The 22075-nt window shown below is 71.9% G+C and carries 3 protein-coding genes; all 3 read right to left on the minus strand.

Going from position 1 to position 22075, the window contains the following annotated elements; translation table 11 throughout:
- Genes JHD82_RS23770 through JHD82_RS23780 form a run of 3 tightly spaced genes read right to left on the minus strand, consistent with a single transcriptional unit; the run spans nt 1 to nt 22071 of the window.
- A complete protein-coding gene (locus JHD82_RS23770; RefSeq protein ID WP_199139129.1) occupies nt 1–1605 on the minus strand; it encodes an MBL fold metallo-hydrolase in 1605 nt (534 codons plus the stop codon).
- Complete coding sequence (locus JHD82_RS23775; protein WP_199139131.1) at nt 1598–12232, minus strand: non-ribosomal peptide synthetase; 10635 nt, start codon at nt 12230–12232, stop codon at nt 1598–1600. The genes JHD82_RS23770 and JHD82_RS23775 overlap by 8 nt, the downstream gene beginning before the upstream one ends.
- A complete protein-coding gene (locus JHD82_RS23780) occupies nt 12229–22071 on the minus strand; it encodes a non-ribosomal peptide synthetase/type I polyketide synthase (protein ID WP_307838117.1) in 9843 nt (3280 codons plus the stop codon). Before JHD82_RS23780 ends, JHD82_RS23775 begins: the two co-directional genes overlap by 4 nt.
- Between the last annotated feature and the right edge of the window lie 4 nt (nt 22072–22075).

Raw genomic sequence — 22075 nt, forward strand, 5'->3', positions numbered from 1 at the left:
TCAGCCTTCGGCTTTTCCGTAGAGGCGCTCGGCCGGGATGCCCAGATCCTCGCAGGCGGCCAGCAGGGAGCGCACGGAGCGCATGGCGGCCGACTCCGGGTCGAACTCGATGCTGGTGATGAACGACAGCCACGGCTCCAGCCCCAGTGCATAGACGAAGACCTGTTCGCACTGCAGCATGCGCAGCAGGCCCATGGCGCGGCGGTAGTCCGAGCCGTCGAGCCGGCGCGACTGGTCGCGTGCGCGGTCCAGCGGTGTCGGCAGCAGCGGACCGTACAGCCAGCTCAGGGGCGCGCCCTCGCACTCCATGCCGATGAACAGGGCCTGCAGCGAACCCACCACGGGGCGCAGGTGTTCGTACAGGCGAGGCTCCAGATTGTTGGAGTCCGCCGCGAACAGCAGGCGGCTGCCGGCGGCATCCACCAGCCAGGCGGCCTTGGTGCGAATGTCCAGATCCGCATGCTCGCCCAGGAAAGGCAGGGCGGTGACCGTCAGGTCGCCCTCGCTGAAGACCTCCAGCGGGCCGATTTCCTGCACATCGGCAAAGCCCGCCGCCTGCAGTGCGAGCTTGAGCGAGGGGTCGGCAAGACTGCCTCCCCCACCGGCTGGCACCAGAACCCGACCGATGCGCGAGCGCAGGGCCAGCAAGGTCTCCAGCTGCACATGATCCTGGTGGTTGTGCGTCAGCGCCACGCAGTCGATGCGCTGCGGCAGGTCGGCCAGCGTGAAGCGCGGTGTCTGGCCCGCGCTGCCACCGGCAGGCACCAGGGGATCGATCAGCACGCTGCGCCCACCTGGCGTCTCGACCAGCACGCAGGCATGGCCGAAATACCGCCAGCGCGCGCTGCCCACCGGCGCCGTGTCCGCCAGGTCCCCACCGCGCCGGGCCGGTGGCGTGCCGGTCAGCAAAGCGTGGAAGCGGTCGGCCCGCGCGCCCTCCAGCCCGAGCGACTCGGCGATGGCGTCGAAGGGGCGCGGTGCGTGCCGCAGCGCTGCCAGCATGTCGTTGGCGGGGCTGGCATACGGAATCTGCAGGGCGACCGCCCCGTCACGTTCGAGCTGCGGCGTGCCCAGGGCAAAGGGCCGCACATCGCCGCCGCGCATCACCAGCGTGCTCTGAGCCGAGGTGTCATACAGCGGGCTGCGGTAGAGCAGCGCCTCGATCAGGCGCAGGTCCGGTGCGCCGGTCAGCGAGTACACGAGCTCCGCATAGCCGCGCACCGAATCGGGAAGGCGCGGATACAGCTGCGCCATCGAATGCCCGTCGGCCTGGGTCTTGAGCAACTCCCAGCACTGCCCCAGGTCGGCAGCAAACGACAACAGCGCGGCATGGCGCTGGCGCGTCTCGTCCAGCAGGGCCTGGATGTCCCCGCGGCGCTCGGCCGGCCAGTCCATGAAGGGGCCGCCGCGCATGGCGGCATTGGCCACGGCCTGGGCATGGAGCTCGGGCGCCTCCAGATAGGACTCCATGATGCGCACGTAGCGGTTGGCCAGGTACAGGGCCGCCGTGGCGGGCGAAATCAGAAAGGACCAGGCATACCAGCCCGCGAACCGTGGCACGGCCACCACGTCCTCGCGCAGATAAAGCGGTGTTGCGTCAGCCATGTGTCTCCTCAAGCCAATAGGTCAGCGGCCGGTCCTGGTCCAGCGTCTCCAGCAGGCGCGCCATGGACTCCAGCAGGGCGTCGGCCACGGCGGGAGCAACCTTGAGCGCGTCGTGCACCGCCAGCAGGCGAAAATCGTCGCCGGGCATGACTTCCAGGTTGAACGGGTGGTGCCAGGCGTCACGGATGTCCACATCGTGAAAAGTCAGGGCGGCGCTGTCGTTGCCCAACTCGCCCAGCGGGTAGTTCTGGATGCGCAGCGCCGTGCCGAACAGGTCATCGGCAGCGGCCAGCCCGGCGGCCGATGCGATAGCCCGTGGCGCCAGCCAGGCATGACCGGACGCCTGCATGCGCCAGCGCTGCAACTGCTGGCAGGCGGCGGCAAAGCCCTGCGCCCGGTCCAGCCTCACGCGCAACGGCGGTGTGGCCAGCATGGCGCCCACCATGGCCTCGGCACCCTCGAGTTCGGCGGGACGCAGGGCCGAGGTGACGCCAAAGGCCAGGTCGTCGCGCCCCATGTGCCGCGCCAGCACCAGCGCCCACGCCAGCAGGGCCACGCTGGGCACCGACAGGCGGTGGCGGCGGGCAAAGGCAGCCACGCTGGCGCCCGTCCCTGCTGCCAGCACCCGGTGCACCTGACGGGAACGTCCGCTGGCCACGGCTGCCTCGGCAGCAGGCCAGCGCGAGGGCGCCAGGCCCGCCAGTTCATTCTTCCAGAAGGCCTGCGCGCTGCGCGCATCCTGCGCATCCAGCCAGTCGAGGAAGCGCCGCACGTCGGGCGCTGGAGTGTCGGGCGCCGCCGCGCCGGGCAAGCGGCCCGCATAAACGGCCTGCACATCGGCCATCAAAATCGGCATCGACCAGCCATCGACCAGCAGGTGATGGTAGGTCCAGCAAAAGCGCCAGCCGCCGTCCGGCATGCGGGCGAGCGCAAAGCGCATCAGCGGGGCGCTGGCAAGATCGAAGCCGCGCGCCTGCTCGATCTCGAGCAGCGCATCGTATGCGACCTGTGCATCGGCGGGTGCCCAGGCAGACCAGTCCTCGGTGCGCCAGGGCGCGGCGGTGAGGCTGTCGTCCACATGCTGGCGCCCCGACCCGTCTGCTGCGTCCACAGAGAAACAGGCGCGCAGCGCCGCATGGCGAGCCACGGCGGCGTTCCAGGCAGCCATGAAAGCGGGCACGTCCAGCGTCGCAGGCAGGCTGGCCCCCAGTTGCACCACATAGGCGGACGATCCCGGGCAGGCCAGGGCGTGGGCCAGCATGGCGCCCTGCTGCGGCCCCAGGCCATGCGAGGGCAAGGCTGGCGCGCGCAAGGACGGGCTGGCCTGTGCGCCGCCTGCCTGTACAGAACCGGCTTGCCGCGCACTGGCCGCCGCGTGCACCAGCCAGGCCTGCATGTCGGCGGCCAGCGCCGCAATCCAGCCTTCCTCCAGGTCCCGGGGATCGTAGGTGAGATCCAGCGCCAGCCGCCCGTCCGCCACCATGGCATTGACTTCCAGCGGGAAGGCACGCGGCGTGCTCGCCGCGAAGCCCGGGCCGTCGCGCTCCGGCGCCGGGCGCAGGCCCTCGCCTTCGGGCCAGGCCGTATCCCATTGCCCCAGGTAGTTGAAGGCGATGCCGGGCGGGGCCTGCGCGGCCAGGGCCTGGCGCACGGCCGGCTCGGGCGAAAGCTGGCTGAGCACGCCGTAGCCGAAGCCGCGCCGAGGCATGGCGCGCAGCGCCTCACGCACGACCGCAAGAGCAGACAGCGCGGACGGGCCCGCAGCGCCGTCCGCAGGCGGGGCATCGGGCAACGATCGAGGCAGCGGCAGTGCCAGGGGTGCCAGCGCCGTGAACCACCCCACGGTGGAGCCCACCTCCAGGCCTTCAAGCACCACATCGCGGCCATGCGACTCCAGCGCCACACCGATGCAGCGGCCCTGGACGCGACCGGCCAGGGCCGAGGCCAGCGCCGCCAGCAGCAGCTCCTGCATGGAGGCACCATGGACTCGTGGCGCCTCGCGCAGCAAGGCGCCAGTCTCGTCCACGGACAACTGCACGCCGAGGGTGACGGCTTCGCCCACCGTGGAGGCTGCCCCGGCGCCACGCGCCAGCGGCAGGCAGGCGTCGCCAGACTGGGCCAGCCAGTACGGCAGCTCGGCACGCGCCGACTGCGATGCAGCATGGCGCGACACGGCTGCCGCCCAATGGCTGAAGGACGCGCCAGGCGGCCTGGCAATGCGGCCAAGGCGGCAGGCCTCGGCCAGATCGTCCAGCAGCACGCGCCAGGATACGGCGTCGATGGCCAGGTGGTGCACGACCAGATGCAGGCGTGCCTGTGCCTGTGCATGAGTTGGCGCCTCCTCCTGGCCCGGGGGAAGGTACAGAGCCGCGTGCATCAGCGGGCCCGCCTGCAGGTCCAGCCGCTCCTGGTTGGCCACGGCGGCGGCCTGCAGCCGCTCGCGCCATGCGGCCGGCGTTTCGCCAGGCGGCGATGCCACCACCTGCAGCAGCGGGACCGCAGGCGGCACAAGGCCATCGGCCAGCGTCTGCACCCAGCCGCCGTCCTCGCGGCGATAGCGCAGGCGCAGCGCATCATGGCGCTGCAGCAGCAGCGCCAGCGCGGCCTGCAGCCGCTCGGGCGCGAGGTCGGCAGGCACGGTCAACAGGAAACTCTGGTTGTAGTGCTGGCGCTGCGGAGCCTCCAGCGCCAGGAACCAGCGCTGGATGGGCATGAGCGGCACGCGGCCATCGCCTGCAACGTCCTCGGTGGCGCAGGGCTGCGCCACCGGCCCTCCGTCCTGACCCAGCAGCGCCACGAGAGCAGCCACCGTCTGCGAGGCCGGGTCCATCAGCTGCGCCAGCGTGATGGCCAGCCCCTGCCGGTTGGCCCGCGCAACCACCTGGATGGCAAGAATGGAGTCCCCGCCCAGCTCGAAAAAGCTCTGGTGCGGCCCCACCTCGGCAACGCCCAGCACCTGGGCCCAGACCGCCGCCAGCCGCGCGCAGGCGTCGCCTGCAGCGGCGTCGGCGGCAGGCGCTGGCGAAGACGGCCGTGCCGGCTGCGCCGCCAGTTGCCGGCCCAGTGCCTGGCGGTCGATCTTGCCGCTGTGGGTGAGCGGGAGCTGGTTCAGCTCCACGAAATAGGCGGGAACCATGTGCGCAGGCAGGCGGGCCGCCAGGTACGCGCGCAACGCCTCGGCGCCGACGGGGTGCGCGGCCCCCACGAAGGCCGTCAGCCGGTGATCGGCCTCGCCGTGCGCAATGACCAGCACCGCTGCGGCCTCCACGCCCGGGTGGGTGGCCAGCGCAGCCTCGATTTCGCCCAGCTCGATGCGCAGGCCGCGCAGCTTGACCTGGTGGTCGTTGCGGCCTGCAAAGTGCACGCGCCCATCGGCCAGGCGCCAGCCCCGGTCGCCCGTGCGGTACAGCCGCTCGCCGGGGTCGCCGAACGGATCCTGCACAAAGCTGGCCGCCGTCAGCCCGGGACGCCCCAGGTAGCCCCGCGCCAGCCCTGCACCGCCGATGTACAGCTCCCCCGGCGCCCCCGGGGGCAGCAGGCGCATGTCCTCGTCCAGCACATGCAGCTGCATGTTCGGCAGCGGCCGTCCAATGGGCAGCCGGTCGGCGCGTTGCACGCCCTCCTGCACGCTGACAGCCACCGAAGCTTCGGTCGGTCCATAGGCATTGAAAAAGCGCCGGCCCACCGACCACCGCAGCGCCAACTCCGGTGCACAGGCCTCGCCGGCCACCACCAGCAGGCGCAGCGCATCAAGCGAGGCCGCATCCAGGGTGGAAAGCACCGTGGGCGGCAGCGTTGCGGCGGTGATGCCATGGCGCCGCACAAAGGCCTGCAGCTGTGGCCCGGCCCTTGCCATGTCCGGGGCAGGCACCAGCAGCGCCGCCCCATGGCGCCAGGCCATGGTCATCTCCCAGATGGAGGCGTCAAAGGACAGCGAGGCGAACTGCAGCACGCGATCGCTTCCATCCAGCGCGAACACGCGCTGCTGGGCATGGGCCAGGGCGCGCATGCCCGCCCGCGTATTGACCACGCCCTTGGGCGTGCCCGTGGAGCCGGACGTATAGATCACATAGGCCGAGGACGAGGCCTGCGGTTGGGCAAGCACAGTGGCCTCGGCAGCCTCGTCTGGCGACATGGTGCCGAACAACTGCTCCGGCGTGAGGCAGCGCAAACCCAGTTCCTGCGCCACGGGCAGCGCGGCATCGGCCAGCACCAGCACTGCGCCGCTGTCCTCCAGCATGAAGCGCTGGCGCTGCGCCGGCAGCGCAGGGTCGATGGGCACAAAGGCTGCGCCCGCGCGCAGGATTGCGGCAATTGCCGCCAGGCAGACGGGCGAGCGGCCCAGGCACAGGGCCACACGGGTTTCTTGCCCTGCGCCCAGGGCAGACAGCGAGCAGGCCGCCTGGCGCGACAACATCGCCAGTTGCGCATAGTCCATGCGACCGTGCGGCCCTTCCAGGGCCGTGGCGCCGGGCGTGTGCTGCGCCCAGTGGTCGATCCAGTCCACCAGAAAGCGCTCGTCCATGGTCTCGACAGGGCCGGTGCCGGCCTCCAGGGCATCGCGCGCCTGCTCGGGCGCGAGCTGCAGCAGCGAGCCCAGTGCCTGACCGGGCTGCGCCGCCATGGCGGCAAGCAGTGCATCGAGGTGCGACAGCAGGCGGCGCGCTGCCGCAGCCGGCACCTGCTCGCGGTCGCGGTGCAGTGCCAGGCGCCATCCATCCGCGCCTTGCATGCAGGCCAGGGTGAGCAGGAAGTTCGTGCGCTCATGGCTGGCGACTGCGGCCAGGCGCAGACCACCGGCCTGCAGCGCATCGGGCGCAGGATAGTTCTGCACCAGAACCAGGGACTGGAACAGATCGCAGCCTGGCTCCAGTTCCGAAGCCTGGCGGATTTCCGCCAGCGATGCGGCCGCATGCTGCTCGCGCTCCAGGTGGTCCTGCTGCAGCGCGGACAGCCACGAGAGCAGCGGCATGCCGGCAGCCACATGCACACGCGCCGGCACCGTGGCAATCAGCATGCCGACCATTTGCTCCACGTCAGCGATGTCGGGAGAGCGCCCCGACACGGTCACACCGAACACCAGGTCGCGGCTGCCGCTGTGGCACGACAGCAGCAGTGCCCAGGCGGCCTGCAGCACGATGCCGGGCGTGGCACGCGCGGCGCGGGCCAGCGCGGCCAGGGCGCTGCTGGTGGCAGGCGGCAGCAGGAATTCGATCGGGTCCGGAGCCTCAGGCTCGACAGGCTCCCCGGCCTGGCGCAGAAAGGCCAGTGAGGTGGGCTCGTGCAGGCCCTGCAACGCCTGGCGCCAGAAGGCCTGGTCGGCCTGCACGTCGCGCCGCTGGTGCCAGCGCACGCAGTCGGCGAAATCGGGCGCGCGCGGCAGCGCTGGCGTGCCATCGCCCAGGGCCTGGCCGTACAGGCGGAAGACCTCGTCCATCACCACCGAGACCGACCACCCGTCCAGCAGCAGGTGGTGGGCGCTCCACAACAGCTCATGGCGGTCTTCTGCCGTGTGCAGCAGATGCAGGCGCATCAGGGGCGCGTGGCGCAGGTCGAAGCCCCGGGCCCGGTCCTGCGCCAGCAGTGCCGACAGGGCGGCATGCTGCGCGGCCGTATCCATGGTGCGCCAGTCGTCGTGCTGCCAGGGCAGCTCCACGTGGGCATGCACATGCTGCATGGCCTCGCCATCGTCCCAGTGGAAGCTGGTACGCAGCACGCCGTGGCGTGCCACCACAGCTTCCCAGGCACGGCGCAGCGCTGCCGGGTCCAGCGGACCCTGCAGGGTCAGTGTCAGTTGATCGAAGTAGACCTGGTCATCGGGTGCACGCAGACTGTGGTAGAGCAGGCCATGCTGCAGGGGCGTGAGCGCCAGCACGGCCACCGGAGCACGGCTGCGGGGAACGGCCTGCGGCACCTGCCCGGCCGGGGCAGCACATGCTCCACGGCCCTCGCGCGCGGCGCCGGCGATCTCGGCCAGCACGGCCTTCACCTCGTCCAGCCATTGGGCGATGCGCTCGCGGTTGGGCTCCCCTGCCGGAAAGCTCAGTTCCCCGCGCAGCCGGCTATTCCAGAGCCCCGCATTGAGCTCGATCACATGGCTGCGCGCCAGTCCGGGGGCCTGCGCAGGTCCCGCCGCCTCATCCACCGGAGCGATGATCTCGTCTCCGGCAGGGGCGCCGTCCATGCGGCCCAGGTAGTTCAGCAGCAGTTCCGGTTCAGGCAGCGCGGCCAGGCCGGCGCGCACGGCGCCGTCGGGCGAGCGGTAGCGCAGCAGCCCCAGCGCCAGTCCCTGCCATGCGGCGCCGCGCACCTGAGCGGCAACCTGCGCCACCACCGCCACGGCATCGGCGGCGCCGTGAGCTGGCTCGATGCCCACACGCTGCAGCGCCGTGAACCAACCGACGGTGCGAGACAGGTCCAGCTCCTCGAAGAGGTCGGCGCGTCCGTTGCGCTCCAGATCCACACGCCAGGGGCCATGCACCCCCAGCCGCACGCCTGCCACAACCAGGGCGGCGAGCAAAGCCTCGTCCACGCGGGCGGCAAAGGCACGCGGCACCTCGTGGACCAGGGCCTGCGTCGTCTCCTCGTCCAGTTCGAAGGCCAGGGTCTGGGCCTGGCCCACGCAACCGGCTGGCGTCTGGGGAGGCAACACGGTCGCGCCCACCTGGCTGAACGCCTGTTGCAACGCCTGCGCCTGCGCAGCCGCCTCGGGCCCGGCGGCCAGTTCGCCAAGCCGGTGCGACCAGCGCGCATAGGAGCTGGTGGGCGCGGGCAGTCGCACGGGCTCGCCGCGCGACACCTGTGCGCAAGCCAGGGCCAGGTCTTCCAGCAGTACCGACCACGAGTAGGCATCCACCGCCAGGTGGTGAATGGCCAGCATCAGCCGGCCCGAGCCGGGCAGCAGCACGCCACGCACCATGCGGCCGGACGCCGGGTCTATGGCGCGCTGGGCCGCGGCAAAGGCTTCGGCCCGGCGCTGCTGTGCCTCTGCCGGTGCAAGGCCCTCCAGGCAGACCACGTCCAGCACAGGCCCGGGCGCCATGGGGGCAATATCCAGCACGCCTTGCGCGTCCACCCGCAGGCGCAGCATCTCGTGGCATGCCACCACGCCCGCCAGCGCCCGCTCCAGCGTTTCGGCCGGCAACTGCGGGGGCACGCGCAGCACGGCCGCCTGGTTGTAGTGAGCGGCCCCTGACCCTGCATGCTCCAGGAACCAGGCCTGGATGGGGGTCGGTGACAACGGTGCCCCGGCCTCCGCCACCGGTACCGTCGGCGCGGCCCGCGACCGCAGGGCGATCTCTCCGGCCAGGGCACGCACGGTCTGGGTGCGGAAGATGTCGCGCACCACCAGGTCCAGGCCCTGGCGGCGCGCACGCGAGACGATCTGCAGGCAGCGGATGGAGTCCACACCCAGGTCGAAGACGTTGTCGGTGACGCCCACCTGCGCAAGGTTCATCACCTCGGCAAAGAGCCTGGCCAGGGTGGCCTCCAGCGGGCTGCAAGGCTGGGCCGTGCCGTCCGCCACAGGCAGCTGCGGCGGCGACTGGAGGGCCAGCCCCGCCAGCGCGCGCCGGTCGATCTTGCCCGATGCCGTATGGGGCAGGCTCTCCAGCACGCGGCACACGGCAGGCACCATGTAGGGCGCAAGCCGCTCGGACAGCCAGCTGCGCAGCGCCGCCGCATCGGCCTGTCCCGCAACCACCGCGAGCAACACCGGCTGGCCTGCGCCATCGTGCGCCAGCACCACGGCAGCCTCGCGCACGCAGGGATGGGCCATGAGGGCGGCCTCCACCTCGGCGGGCTCGATGCGAAATCCCCGGATCTTCACCTGCGTATCGCGCCGGCCCAGGAACTCCAGCGCACCGTCGGCACGCCGCCTCGCCAGGTCGCCGCTCCAATAGGCGCGCGCCCCGCCCAGTGCGGCGCAGGCGCGAAACGCGGCCTGTGTGGCCTCGTCCTGTTGCAGATACCCCTGCGCCACACCACCGCCGCCGATGACGATTTCGCCGATGGCCCCGGCAGGCAAGGCCTGCCCGGCGCTGTCCACCACGGCCAGTTGCACGCCCTGCAGCGCATGGCCCAGAGGCAGGATCTCGGCCGCCAGAGGCAGCACGTCGTGCGCGGGGTCGAAGAACGCGGCCGAAATGGTGGCCTCCGTCGGGCCATAGCCGCTGAGCAGGGCCACAGGATGGCGGCACAGCGCCTGCCACTGGCGCAAGCTGCGCACGAAAACGCGGTCGCTGCCCGTGACCACCAACCGCAGGTCGGGCGGAACAGCCGTGCCCGATGCATGCAGCATGCCCACCCACTCGTGCCAGAACGCGGACGGCAGATTGAGCACGGTCAGCCGCGCGCCTGCCACCTGGGCATGGAAAGCCTCCAGGCTGTCAAGACTGTTCTGTGCCCGCAGCACCACGCAGGCACCGGAGGCCAGCGTGGGGAAGATCTCCTCGGCAGCCACATCGAAATCGGGTGCCGCGAACTGCAGCACGCGATCGGTCTCGCACAGGCCGAACTCACGCGCCACCGCTGCCGCATGGTGGGCCAGGTTGGCATGGCTCACGACCACGCCCTTCGGGGCGCCGGTCGATCCCGAGGTGAAGCAGACATAGGCCCGTTGCGCGGGGTCTGCGAGCCAGGACTGCTGCGCGGCGCTGCCGGCAGGCTCTGCCACCAGGTCCGGCGCCAGGTCCGGCGCCACCAGCACCGTATGCGAAGGCCACTGCTCCGCCGCAGACGCGGTAATGACCAGGCGCACGCCGGCCGCCTCCATCATGGTCGCGCGCTGTGCCAGCGGCCTCGCCAGGCTGAGTACGGCATAGGCACAACCACAGCGCCAGGCCGCCAGCATGGCCACCGGCAGAGCCAGGCAGTTGCCCAGGCCCAGGCCGATCAGGTCGCCGGGCCTGGCACCCGCGCCGCGCAGTCGCCCGGCCAGTGCGTCGGCCTGGCACACAAGCTCGCGCAGCGAAAGTGCCGCGCCATCCGCCTGCACGGCCATGCGCTGCGGCCAGCGATCGGCAGCGCGGGCTATCAGCGCGGGTACGGATGCCGGCGCAGCGCCCTCGGCCATGGCTGGTGCGGGAGCCACGGCGCAGGCCTGCGGGGCCAGTGCCAGCCGGGACAGTGCAAGGCCGCACGCCCACTGCCCCGCCACATGCGCAAACTGCGCGCACAGCGCAGCCACGGTGGCCGGGTCGAACAGGTCGGCGTCGTACTCCATGTCGCAGGCGAAGGCTTCGCCGTCCAGACGCGCCGACAGGTTCAGGTCCAGCTCCGGCGCCGCCGCTGGCACGGGCAGCGGCCGCACGGCCAGCCCCTGCATCGCCAGCACGGCTGCACCAGCGGTCTGCTGCACGAACATGGTCTGGAACAGGGGCGCGCGGTTGAGCGCCCGCTCGGGCCGCACGGCCTGCACGATGCGCTCGAACGGCAGGTCCTGGTGCTCGAATGCCTGCAGGCATGTGCGGCGAACGCGCTGCAGCAGCTCGGCCGGTTGGGGGTCGTCGCGCAGGTCGATGCGCAGCGGCAGGGTGTCGATGAAGAAACCGACCAGTCCCTGCGTCTGCGGCGTGTCCCGGTGGGCCACCGGGCAGCCGATGACGACCTCGTCCTGGCCGGTCCAGCGCCCCAGCACGGCGGCATAGGCGGCCAGCAGCGCCATGAAGGGCGTGACGCCTGCGCGTGCTGACGCCTCCTGCAGCGCCTGGGTGCCCTCCGGCGAGATGCGAAAGTGATGGTGGGCGCCACTGGCGCCGCGCTCTGCGGGCCGGGGCCTGTCCAGCGGCATCGCCAGCTGGGTGGGTGCGCCCTGCAGTTGCGCCTGCCAGAAGGCCAGTTGCGGTGCCAGCCGCGCCTCGTCCAGCGTGGCGCGCTGCCAGGCAGAGTAGTCGGGGTAGCGCAGGGGCAGCGGTTGCAGCGGCGACGGCAGGCCCTGGCAGGCCGCGCCATACAGCTGGCCGAGTTCGGCCAGCAGCAGCCCCATGGACCAGAAATCCCCGGCAATGTGGTGCAGCGACAGGGCCAGCACGTGGCGCTGCGGCTCCAGTGCAAACAGGCGCAGCCGCAAGGGGGGCGCCTGCGTCAGATCGAAGGGCTGGCGCGCCTGCTGCGCCATCAGCTCGGCCAGGCCCTGGGGTGAGGCATCGTCCACGGACTCTGGCTGAAGGCGCACGGCCGTGGCAGCGCCGATGCGCAGCACAGGCTCGGCGGCCTCGTCCACGATGACGCTGCGCAGCAGCTCGTGGCGCTCCACCAGCACCGTCAGCGCCTGCTGCAGGGCCTCAAGGTCCAAAGGGCCTTCGAGCTCGAAACAGGCGGCCATGATGAAGGCGCTGCCACCGCCCTCCAGCCGGTCCAGGAACCAGAGCCGGCGCTGGTTGAAGGACAGCGGCACGCGGTCGGGGTCCACCTCTGCAGCAGCTCCTGCGGCCACCGGCGCGGGCGCGCTGCGTGACAGCAGGGCCAGCAGCTGCGGCTTGAGCGCGCGCAGCTCATCGCGCATCTGCCCGCCAATGGCACCTGCCGGGCCGCGCACTTTCAGATCGCCGCCCTCGCCTTGCACGGTCACGCCCAGCTGCGCCAGGCGGGCCAGCAGATCGCTTGCCCTGTCGCTCGCACTCTTCATAAGGTGAATTCCTCCACGGTGCCGCCCACGGGCCGGCACGCGTCAACAAAGTCCGCCAAGTCGCCGAGCACCGGATGCTCGAACACCGCCGCGATGCCCAGCTCCACGCCGAAATGCTCACGCACATAGGCCAGCACGCGCATGGCAATGAGGGAATGGCCGCCCAGTTCGAAGAAGTGGGATTGCGCACCGATCTCGGCCACGCCCAGAACCTCGCGCCAGACTGCGGCCAGCCGTTGCCGCGTGTCCGGGCCTTCGCCGCCCTGCTCAGGGACCAGTGCCGGCTCGCCGCTGGCGGGCAGGCCTGCGGGCGCTGCAGCCGCGTCCGTCCAGACGCTTCCGGCCAGGCGCAGCAGGGAGGGCAGGTCGCGCACGCAAACCGATACGCGGGGATGGGGCGAGGCCAGGGCACGCCGCAGCACGGCCACGCCTTCGGCGGGCGTCAGTCCCTCGCTGGCGGCCAGCGCGGGCAGGCCCCAGCGCTGGCGGGCCATGACGGTCATGCCCACTTCGGTCCAGTCGTCCCAGTCGATGGCCTGCGTGAAGCCGCCACGGCGTGCCGTGCGCTCGGCGGCGAACAGCGCCAGGAACTCGTTGGCGGCGGCATAGCCGATCTGGCCGAACTTGCTGCCCGGCACCACCGTGCCCAGCGAGGAGAACAGCACAACGAAGTCGGGCTCGTGTCCGGCCAGGGCCGCATCCAGCGCCAGGGCGCCCTGGACCTTGGCTGCCATGGCCGTGGCGATGCTGGCGTCGTCGCGGTTGTGCACCACCCCGCCCTGGTCCGCCACCCCGGCCGCATGCAGCACGCCGTCCACGCGGCCAAACCGGCTGCGGGCCCGGGCCAGGGCATCGCCCAGTGCTCTGGCGTCGGACACATCGCAGGCCAGCGCCAGCACCTGGGCGCCGCGCGATTGCAACTGCGCGACCAAGGATGCATCGACATGCCGGCCCAGCAGCACCAGATGCGCGCCGCTGCCGGCCAGCTCGCGCGCCAGCGCCGAGCCCATGCCGCCGAATCCACCCGTCAGCACATAGACGCCTGCAGGCCTGAAGCGCGCCTGGCCGGCCAGCGGCTCGGGCAGGCGCTGCGCCGTGAACTGCGGCACCCAGCGCCGCCCGCGCCTGAGGGCGACCACGGGCTGCGGGGCCTGCGACAGCGGATCGGTGCGCAGCAGCTCGGCAGCCAGGGCCTGGAGCGCCTCGCCTGCGCCCGGGCCGTCCATGTCACGGACATCGATGAGGCGGCAATCGAGGTTCGGATACTCCAGCGGCAACACCTTGACGGCGGCGAGCAGCGTTGCAGCGCCCGCGGCCAGGGCCTCGTCGCCGTCCACGTCGGCTGCGCCAGTGGTCACGATGTCCAGCCGCACCGGCCAGGGCGGCACCGCGCTGCCCAGGGCGCGTGCCAGCCCCAGGACGCCGAAGAGGCCGCGCCGCAACAGATCGTCCGGCGCGCCGCCGCGTGTGGCCTCCAGGTGCACGATGCGCTGCGGCCGTGCATGCTCCGGCAAGGCATCCAGAAGACGCCGGAAATCCTGGTGATCTCCAGCACCGATCGTGAAATGGCCGGGCGCCGCCTGGGCAAACGCCTGGCCGGCGCTGACGGCAAGCACCTGCTGGCCGGCCACGCTCAGGGCCTGCGCCAGCGCGGCGCCGGCCGGCAGGTGTACGCCCACCACCATCCAGCGCAGCGAGGCTGCGGCGGGTGACGCAATGCCAGCGGCCTGTGCAGCGGGCTCGCGGCGCCAGCCCGGCACATGGAACCAGTCGGCCATGTCGGGCAGCTTCGGCGGAGCGGCCCGGACATCGCCCAGGAAAGGCGAGGCCGGTGAAACAGCGGAAAGCGAAGGGGCGGCTGGCGCATGCGGCTTGCCTGCCACTTCGGCAGGCCAGTGCCGGATGCGTTCGAAGGCATATCCGGGCAGGGGAATGCGTCGGCCGGCTGCGGGCGGCAGGCGCCCCGGACGCGAGGCAGCGCCCAGGCACCACAGCCGCGCATGCAGCGCATCCAGCGCAGGCTCGGCGACGGACTCCTCGCTGCGCTGCAGCGCCGAGGGCGCCAGCGCATCTGCAGCCCATCCATTGGCGCCAGCGAGCTTGCCCAGCACCCTGCCCGGGCCGAATTCGGCCAGCACACCGATGCCCTCGGAGCGCAGGGTCTCCAGGCCGTCGGCAAAGCGCACTGGCGCACGCAGGTGGCACGCCCAATACGCCGGGTCCGTGGCCTCGGCGTCCGTGATCCAGGTACCCGTGAGATTGGACAGGAAGCGTCGCTGCGGAGGGTGCAGCACCATGCCATCGAACAAGTCGGTGAACGCGCGCTGCATGCCCTCCATCGATGCGGAGTGGAAGGCATGCGAGGTGTCCAGCCGCATGGCGGCCTGGCCCGCATCCGCCAGCGCCGCCTGCAGCCGGTCTATGGCCGGCACCGGCCCGGCGAACACGCACTGCTGCGGCGCGTTGATGGCGGCCAGGTCGATGCCGGCATGGGCCGGGCTGGCCAGCAGTTCGCGCGCCTGAGCCTGGGTGAGCGGCGCGGCCAGCATGGCACCGTGCGGCAGCGCCTGCATCATGCGGCCGCGCGCGGCCACCAGGGCCAGGGCGTCGTCCAGCGAGAAGACCCCGGCCAGGCAGGCTGCCACGTACTCGCCCAGGCTGTGCCCCAGCAAGGCCGCCGGCTCCAGGCCGCGGGCCAGCGCGGCGCTGGCCATGGCATAGGTCACGGCGAACAGCGCGGGCTGCGCCAGCTCGGTCTGGCGCAGTGCCTGGGCATCGACGGCCACGCCGACCGGGCCATACAGAATGCCGCGCAGATCCTGCCCCAGGTGCGGAGCCAGCCCATCGGCACAACGATCGAAGACGCTGCGGTAGTCGGCGTCCTGCTCGTACAGCGCGCGTCCCATGCCGGGATACTGGCTGCCCTGGCCAGGAAACAGCCAGGCCTGCGCAGGCCGGTCGCCCTGAGACACCTGGGACACCTGACAGGGCGCGGCACGGCGCAGCAGCGCCGCCGCCTGGGCCGTGCCGTGCGCCACCACGGCCGCGCGCCAGGCAAAGGCGACCCGGCCCTGGTGCAGCGTGAACGAGAGGTCGGCCAGCGAAGTCTCTGGCGCCTTGTCCAGCATCCCTGCCAGGGCCAGCAGGCCTGCCTGCAGCGCGGCCGGCGTACGCGCCGACAGCGGCAGCACCCAGGCCTGCGGCAGCGCGCCCGTGCTGGACGCATGGGGCGCGTGCGCCGCCGCCTGCTCGATCACCACATGCGCATTCGTGCCGCCGATGCCGAAGGCACTGATGCCTGCGCGGCGCGTGCCGTCATGCGTCCACGGCCGCTGCCGGGAGACCACCTCGATGGGGACGCAGGCAAAGTCCGCATGCGGATTGGGGGCCGAAAAATGCAGGCTGGCCGGGAGCACGCCATGGTGCACGGCCAGCACGGCCTTGATGAAGCCTGCAATGCCTGCAGCCGTATCGGCATGGCCGATGTTGCTCTTGACGGAGCCCAGCGCCAGGGGACGGCTGCGGGCCGCCGTGTCCTGCGCGCCCGCGCCACCGGCTGTGTTGCCGAACACACGGCCCAGGGCCGCGATCTCCACCGGGTCGCCCAGTGCCGTGCCCGTGCCATGGGCCTCGATGTAGTCGATGTCGCCCGGAGCCAGGCGCGCCGCTGCCAGCGCGGCGGCAATCACCCCGGCCTGCCCGTCGGCGCCGGGCGCGGTGTAGCCGACCTTGGCGGAGCCGTCGTTGTTGACGGCGCTGCCGCGCACCACGGCGAGCACGTTGTCGCCATCGGCCAGGGCCCGGGACAGCGATTTCAGCAGCACCATGCCCACGCCGCCTCCCGGCACGGTGCCGCCCGCGTCGGCAGAGAAGGGGCGGCAGCGTCCATCGGGCGACAGGATCATGCCGGGCTGGTGGACGTAGCCGTCGCGCTGCGGGAACTGGATGGACACGCCCCCGGCCAGGGCCATCTCGGCACTGCCCTCGCGGATGGCACGGCAGGCCATGTCCACCGCGACCAGGGACGAGGAGCAGGCCGTCTGCACGGCCATGGCCGGGCCCTTGAGGTTCAGGTGATAGGCGATGCGGCTGGCGGCAAAGTCCTTGTCATTGCATGACAGCGCGTGGTAGGTGTCGGCGCCGGGCGGCAGTTCGCCGCCCGGATACAGCACGCGCAGATAGGTGTTGGTGCCCACGCCCAGGAAGACGCCGATTCGCCCGCCATGGGCTTCGGGCGTGTAGCCCGCATGCTCCAGCGTGTGCCAGGCGCACTCCAGCGCCACGCGGTGCTGCGGGTCGAAGGTCAGGGCATCGCGCGGACCCACGCCGAAGAAGGCCGCATCAAAGCAGTCCGCATCGCCGATGCGCCCGGCCGAGCCCACGAAGCCCGGAAGCGGAGCGTCTGGCGCGCCACCGTGGTCGATGCCCTCGCGGCCTTCGAGCAGCAGGCGCCAATAGGCATCGAGATCAGGCGCACCGGGATAGCGGCAGGCCATGCCGATGACGGCTACATCCTGTTCGCCCGCAGGCTGCGGCACCCGCTGGGCCACCGGCGCTGCGCCATCGTGCGGGGACCGGAGCGCGTCCAGATACGCAGCCTGGCTGCGGATGGTCGTGAAGCGAAACAGCTCGCTGATGGGCACGGATACACCCAGGTCCGACCCCAGCCTGTCGTGCAGCGCCACCAGCAGCAGCGAGTGGCCACCCACGTCGAAGAAGTTGGCATCCGCATCGATGCCGGCACGGCCGAGCACCTCGCTCCACAGCGCGGCCACGCGTGCCTGCGTGGCCGCGGGCACCGGCACCGGCAAGGGAGTCCGGCTGCCGCCGTCCGCCCCGCCATCGAACTGCGGTTGCGGCAACGCCCTGCTGTCGATCTTTCCATGCGCAGTCAGCGGCATCGCATCCACGCGCACCACCACGGCCGGCACCATGTGCGGGGCCAGCGTGCCACGCAGCCGCGCGCGCAAGGCTGCCGCGTCCAGATCCTGGCCACCGGCCACCCAGGCGGCCAGGCGCTGCTGGCCATGTGCATCGGTCCAGGGCATGGCAAAGGCCTGGGCCACGCCGGGCTGCTCCAGCAGGGCGGCCTCGATCTCGCCAGGCTCGATGCGAAAGCCGCGCAGCTTGATCTGGCGGTCCATGCGCCCGAGGAACTCCAGGGTTCCGTCTTCACGCCACCGGCCCCGGTCACCGCTGCGGTACAGGCGTGCGCCTCCCGGGCCGTCAAAAGGATCCGGGCCGAAACGTCCGTCGCCCATGCCGCTGGCGACATAGCCGGGACTGACATTCGGGCCGCCGATCCAGATCTCCCCGGCCACCCCCACGGGAACCCGCCGCCCCTTGTCGTCCACCACGTACAGGCGCGCATCGCCCAGCGGGCGGCCTATGCCCGGCGACTGGCCCGGCAGGTGGCGTGCGGCGGTGGCTGTCACGGTAGCCTCGGTCGGGCCGTAGGCCACGAAAAGGCTGCGCCCGCGCGACCATGCATCGGCCACGGCATCGGGACAGCGTTCCCCGCCGACGACCAGGGTCTGCAGGCACGGCAGGTCCGCCACCGGCGTGGCCACCAGCAGCGAGGCGGGGATCTGCAGGTGGGTGACGGCCATGGCCTGCAGCGTGCCGACCAGCGGGGCGCCAGGCAGGAGTTGATCGCGCGAGGCCAGGCACAGGCAGGCACCGGCCGACAGGGCGAAGGCGATATCGGACATGGCCACATCGAAGCCGAAGGCCGCCATCTGCAGCACGCGGCTGCCGGGCCCGATGCCGAAGGCCGTGCCCGCCGCCTCGGCCAGCCGGCACAGTGCGGCATGCGTGACGCGCACGCCCTTGGGTCGGCCCGTGGAGCCCGAGGTGAAGATGATGCAGGCCAGGGCTTCGTCGCCATGGCCTGCCGGCGCGGCGCTGGCGCCAAGGGCACCCTGGTCCTGGCCTTCGACCAAGTCAACGCCTGAGCCTGGCTCGCCTGCCACGGGAAAGGACAGTGACATGGGCAGGGGCCACAGGGGCAGGCTGCAGCCCGCGACGGGCGCCTCGGCCACCACGGCCGTGGCGCAGGCATCTTCCAGCATGGCAGCGATGCGCGCGCCGGGATAGGCAGGGTCCACGGGAACCACGGTGGCCCCCGCCTCCCACAACCCGGCCAGCGCCACGATGAGCGCGGGCGAGCGCTGCGCGACCAGCGCCACGCAGTCGCCCGCCTGCAGTCCCTTGCTGCGCAACCAGCGTGCATAGGCCGAGGCCAGGCGCGACAGCTGCCCATAGTCCATCGCCTGCGGTGCGCCCGCCATGCTGGCCACGGCTGGCCGGCCGGGATGCTGCGCGGCGGCGCGGCGCAGCAACGCATCGAGCCGCTGCGGACCCTGGTGCTGCGGGTTCAACCGCTGCGGCTGCGCCGCAGAGCAGGCCAGCCTGTCCAGCAGGGCCTGTTCATGCGCATCGCACAGCGGATGGCCGTCCAGCGGCGCGGCAGGCTGCTGCAAGGCGGCCTCCAGCAGGGCCGAAAAAGCCGAAGCCAGCCGCGCCGCCAGCGCGGGGCCGAAGAGATCGGCCGCATATTCGATATGACCGCCGAGCACGAGGTCGTCTTTGCCCTGCCCTGCCAGCAAGGCCAGCGACAGGTCGCAGCGCGACACCGGTGCAGCCTGGATACGGGGCGGGACGCGCTGCCCGTCGAACACCAGATCCCAGTCCTGCCCCTGGGAGAGCACGAACATCGCCTGTGCCAGCGCGGGGCGCTGCGCGGCGCGGGGCACGCCCGAGGCCTCCACCACCTGGGCGAAGGGCACATCCTGGTGGCGCAGCGCCTCGGCCAGCTGGTCGCGCACGTTGCGGGCAAGCACATCCAGGCCGGTACTGCCGCTGACGCCCACGCGCAGGACGACGGTGTTGCTGAAGAAGCCGACCGCGCTGTCCATGCCCTCGCGTTCGCGCGCGGAAACGGGGGTTGCAACCATGACTTCGGCATCACCGCCAAAGCGTGCCAGGGTGGCAGCCCATACGGCCAGCAGCAACGCAAAGGGCGTGGTGCCCGCTTGCCGCGCCGCTGCCGTCACCCGCTGCATGCTCGCCGGCGGCAGGCAGAGCGCGGCCCGGGCATTGCGGTAGCTGCGCCGCTGCGGCATGCGCTCGGGCTGCAGTCCCAGCACGGCGGGGGCGGCGGCCAGTGCGCGCCGCCAGTGTTCAAGCTGCGGTGCCCACAGGCCCTTGTCGCCGCAGGCGCGCTGCCACTCGGACACATCGATGCATTGCAGGGGCGGCGGCAGCGCCGACAGATCACCGCCCTGCAGCGCATGCGCCAGCTCCCGCATGAATATTTCGCAGGACTGGCCGTCCACCGCCGTGTGGTGCATGGAAATCACCAGCGCGTGGTCGTGCATGCCCAGGGTGAGCAGCGTGGCCGAACAGGGCAGCGCGTGGTCCAGCGCAGGCGGCCGCGCCACTTCGTCGTCCAGAAAGCGCTCCAGCGCCGCTTCGGCACCGGGGCCCGAGAGATCCCGCCGAACCAGCGAGAAATCACCGGCCTCCCCCACCTGCTGCCACAGCAGGCCATCGCGCAGCACCAGGCGGGTGCGCAAGGCCTCGTGGCGCAGCACCACGGCGCGCAGTGCCTGCTCCAGCCTTCCGGCATCCAGCCCGGCGCCAATGCGGTAGCACACCACCTGGTTGTAGGCACCGCGCTGGGCCTCATGCTGCTCGATCAGCCACAGGCGTTCCTGGTTGAAGGAGGCGCGAGCCTCGCGCCCCGGATGCGCCGGCCCCCGGCCGATGGCCGGCAGGCCCGCGGCGGGCGCAGCCTGGCCGATGCGCGTCGCCATGGCGGCCAGCGTCGGCACCTCGAACACGGCCGCCGCGTCCAGTGGCACGCCCCATTCCTGGCGGACGGCCTGGGCCAGCCGGGCCGCATTGAGCGAATGCCCGCCCATCATGAAGAAATCCGCGTCGGCGCTGCCGGGACGGGAGCCGATCACGCGCTCCCAGACATCGGCCAGGCGCGCCTGTGCGGCCGTCAGCGGCAGGCGGGGCGCGTTGCCCTCGCCGCTCGCCGGCAGGTCGTCGGGGCCCGGGGCCGGCAAGGCGCGCACATCGACCTTGCCGTTCGGATTGAGCGGCAACTGCGCCAGACGCACATACGCACTGGGCAGCGCTGCACGGGGAAGGCGATCGCGCAACCAGGCATGCAGTGCGGAGGCGGCGGGCGCATGCCCCGGCAGGTGCACCACCCAAGCGGCCAGAACGGTCTCGCCGTCGGTGCCCACCCATCCGGCGGCGGCCGCGTCGGCCACGCCGGGGTGAAGCAACAGGGCCGCGCGCACCTCCGCAGGGTCTACGCGAACGCCACGGATTTTCATCTGCCGATCCAGCCGCCCCAGGCAGTCGAGCCCGCCATCGGGACGCCAGCGGCCCAGGTCGCCGGTGCGAAAGCCGCGGGCGCCGTCCAGGGCCGCAGTGGGCTGGAAGCGCTGCCGGGTCTCCCGCTCACGGCCCAGGTAGCCGAGCGCCAGGCCATCGCCGCCCACCACGATCTCCCCGGCCACCCCCACGGGCAGTGCCTGGCCAGCGGCGTCGCAGACCGCAATGCGGTGGCCCGGAATGGGCCGGCCTATGGGAACGAGATGGCCACCGGCCTGTGTCACCTCCTGGAAGGTCGAGTCGGCCGAGATTTCAGAGGAGCCATAGAGGTTGAGCAGGCGGCAGCCCGGCAGTGCCGCAAGAAAGCGGCCGGCCAGGTCGCTGGAAAGCGCCTCGCCGCTGACCGTACAGTGCCGCAGCGCGGGCAGCAGGCCTGCCGTATCAGCGGCCGGCTCCAGCAGGGCCTTGAGCAGCGATGGAACCACCACCAGCCGGGTCACCCCATGGCGCGCCAATGCGCCGGCAAAGGCACGCGGGTCCACCACATCGGCATGCGCCAGCACCACGCTGGGCACGCCTGCCAGCAGGGGGCCGAAGAACTCCCAGATGAAATCGACGAAGGCCGGCGTGGTCTTCTGGCAGCACACTTCGCCCGCGACAAAGGGATAGGCATCCCACATCCACAGCAGGCGATTCACGGCGCCGCGGTGCAGTCCCATGACAGCCTTGGGCTCGCCCGTGGAGCCCGAGGTGTAGAGCACGTAGGCCAGGGTATCGGGGCCGATGCACAGCGCAGGCGCCTCGGCCTCGGGCAACGGCATGCTGGGATCGATGAGCAGGGGAGCGCCAGCGGCCGGCAGCCATGCGGGCCGGCCCTGCGCCAGCAGCAGCGATGCACCGCTGTCGGCCAGCATATAGGCCAGGCGCTGCGCAGGATGGTCCGGGTCCATGGGCACAAAGGCCGCGCCGGCGCGCAGCACGGCCAGCAGGGCCACGGCCAGGTCGGCACCGCGCGGCAGACACACGGCCACGGGAATGCCGGCTGCAGCCCCCCCTGCCCCGGCCCCTGTGGCGCTTGACGCGCCAAGCTGAGCGACAAGGTGGGCCGCCAGGGTCGCCGAGCGCCCGTCCAGTTCCTGGTAGCTGACTGCGCGGCCCGCATCGATCAGCGCGGTCGCGGCGGGCGACTGGCGCGCGCGCCGCTCGAACATCGCCGCCAGGCTGCCAGCGCTCTCGATGCGCTCGCCCAGCGGCGCCGGATGCAGTGCGTCCAGGCCGCGCCGTGCGTCGGCCGGCCGCTGCAGCGGCAGCACGGACAGCGGCAGCGAGGGCTGGGCCAGCGCCGCTTGCAGCAGCACCGGCAATGCGATGGCGATGGCCTGAGCCACCTGCTCATCCACCAGGCCCTCGCGGTACTCCAGCCAGCCCGCAATGGCGCCATCGTCGCGCCCCTGGTCCAGCTCCAGCGTCAGATCGGCGCGGGCCACAGGC

This window comes from Delftia sp. ASV31 (genome assembly GCF_016428765.1).
In the GTDB taxonomy this organism is placed as follows: Bacteria; Pseudomonadota; Gammaproteobacteria; order Burkholderiales; family Burkholderiaceae_C; genus Comamonas; species Comamonas acidovorans.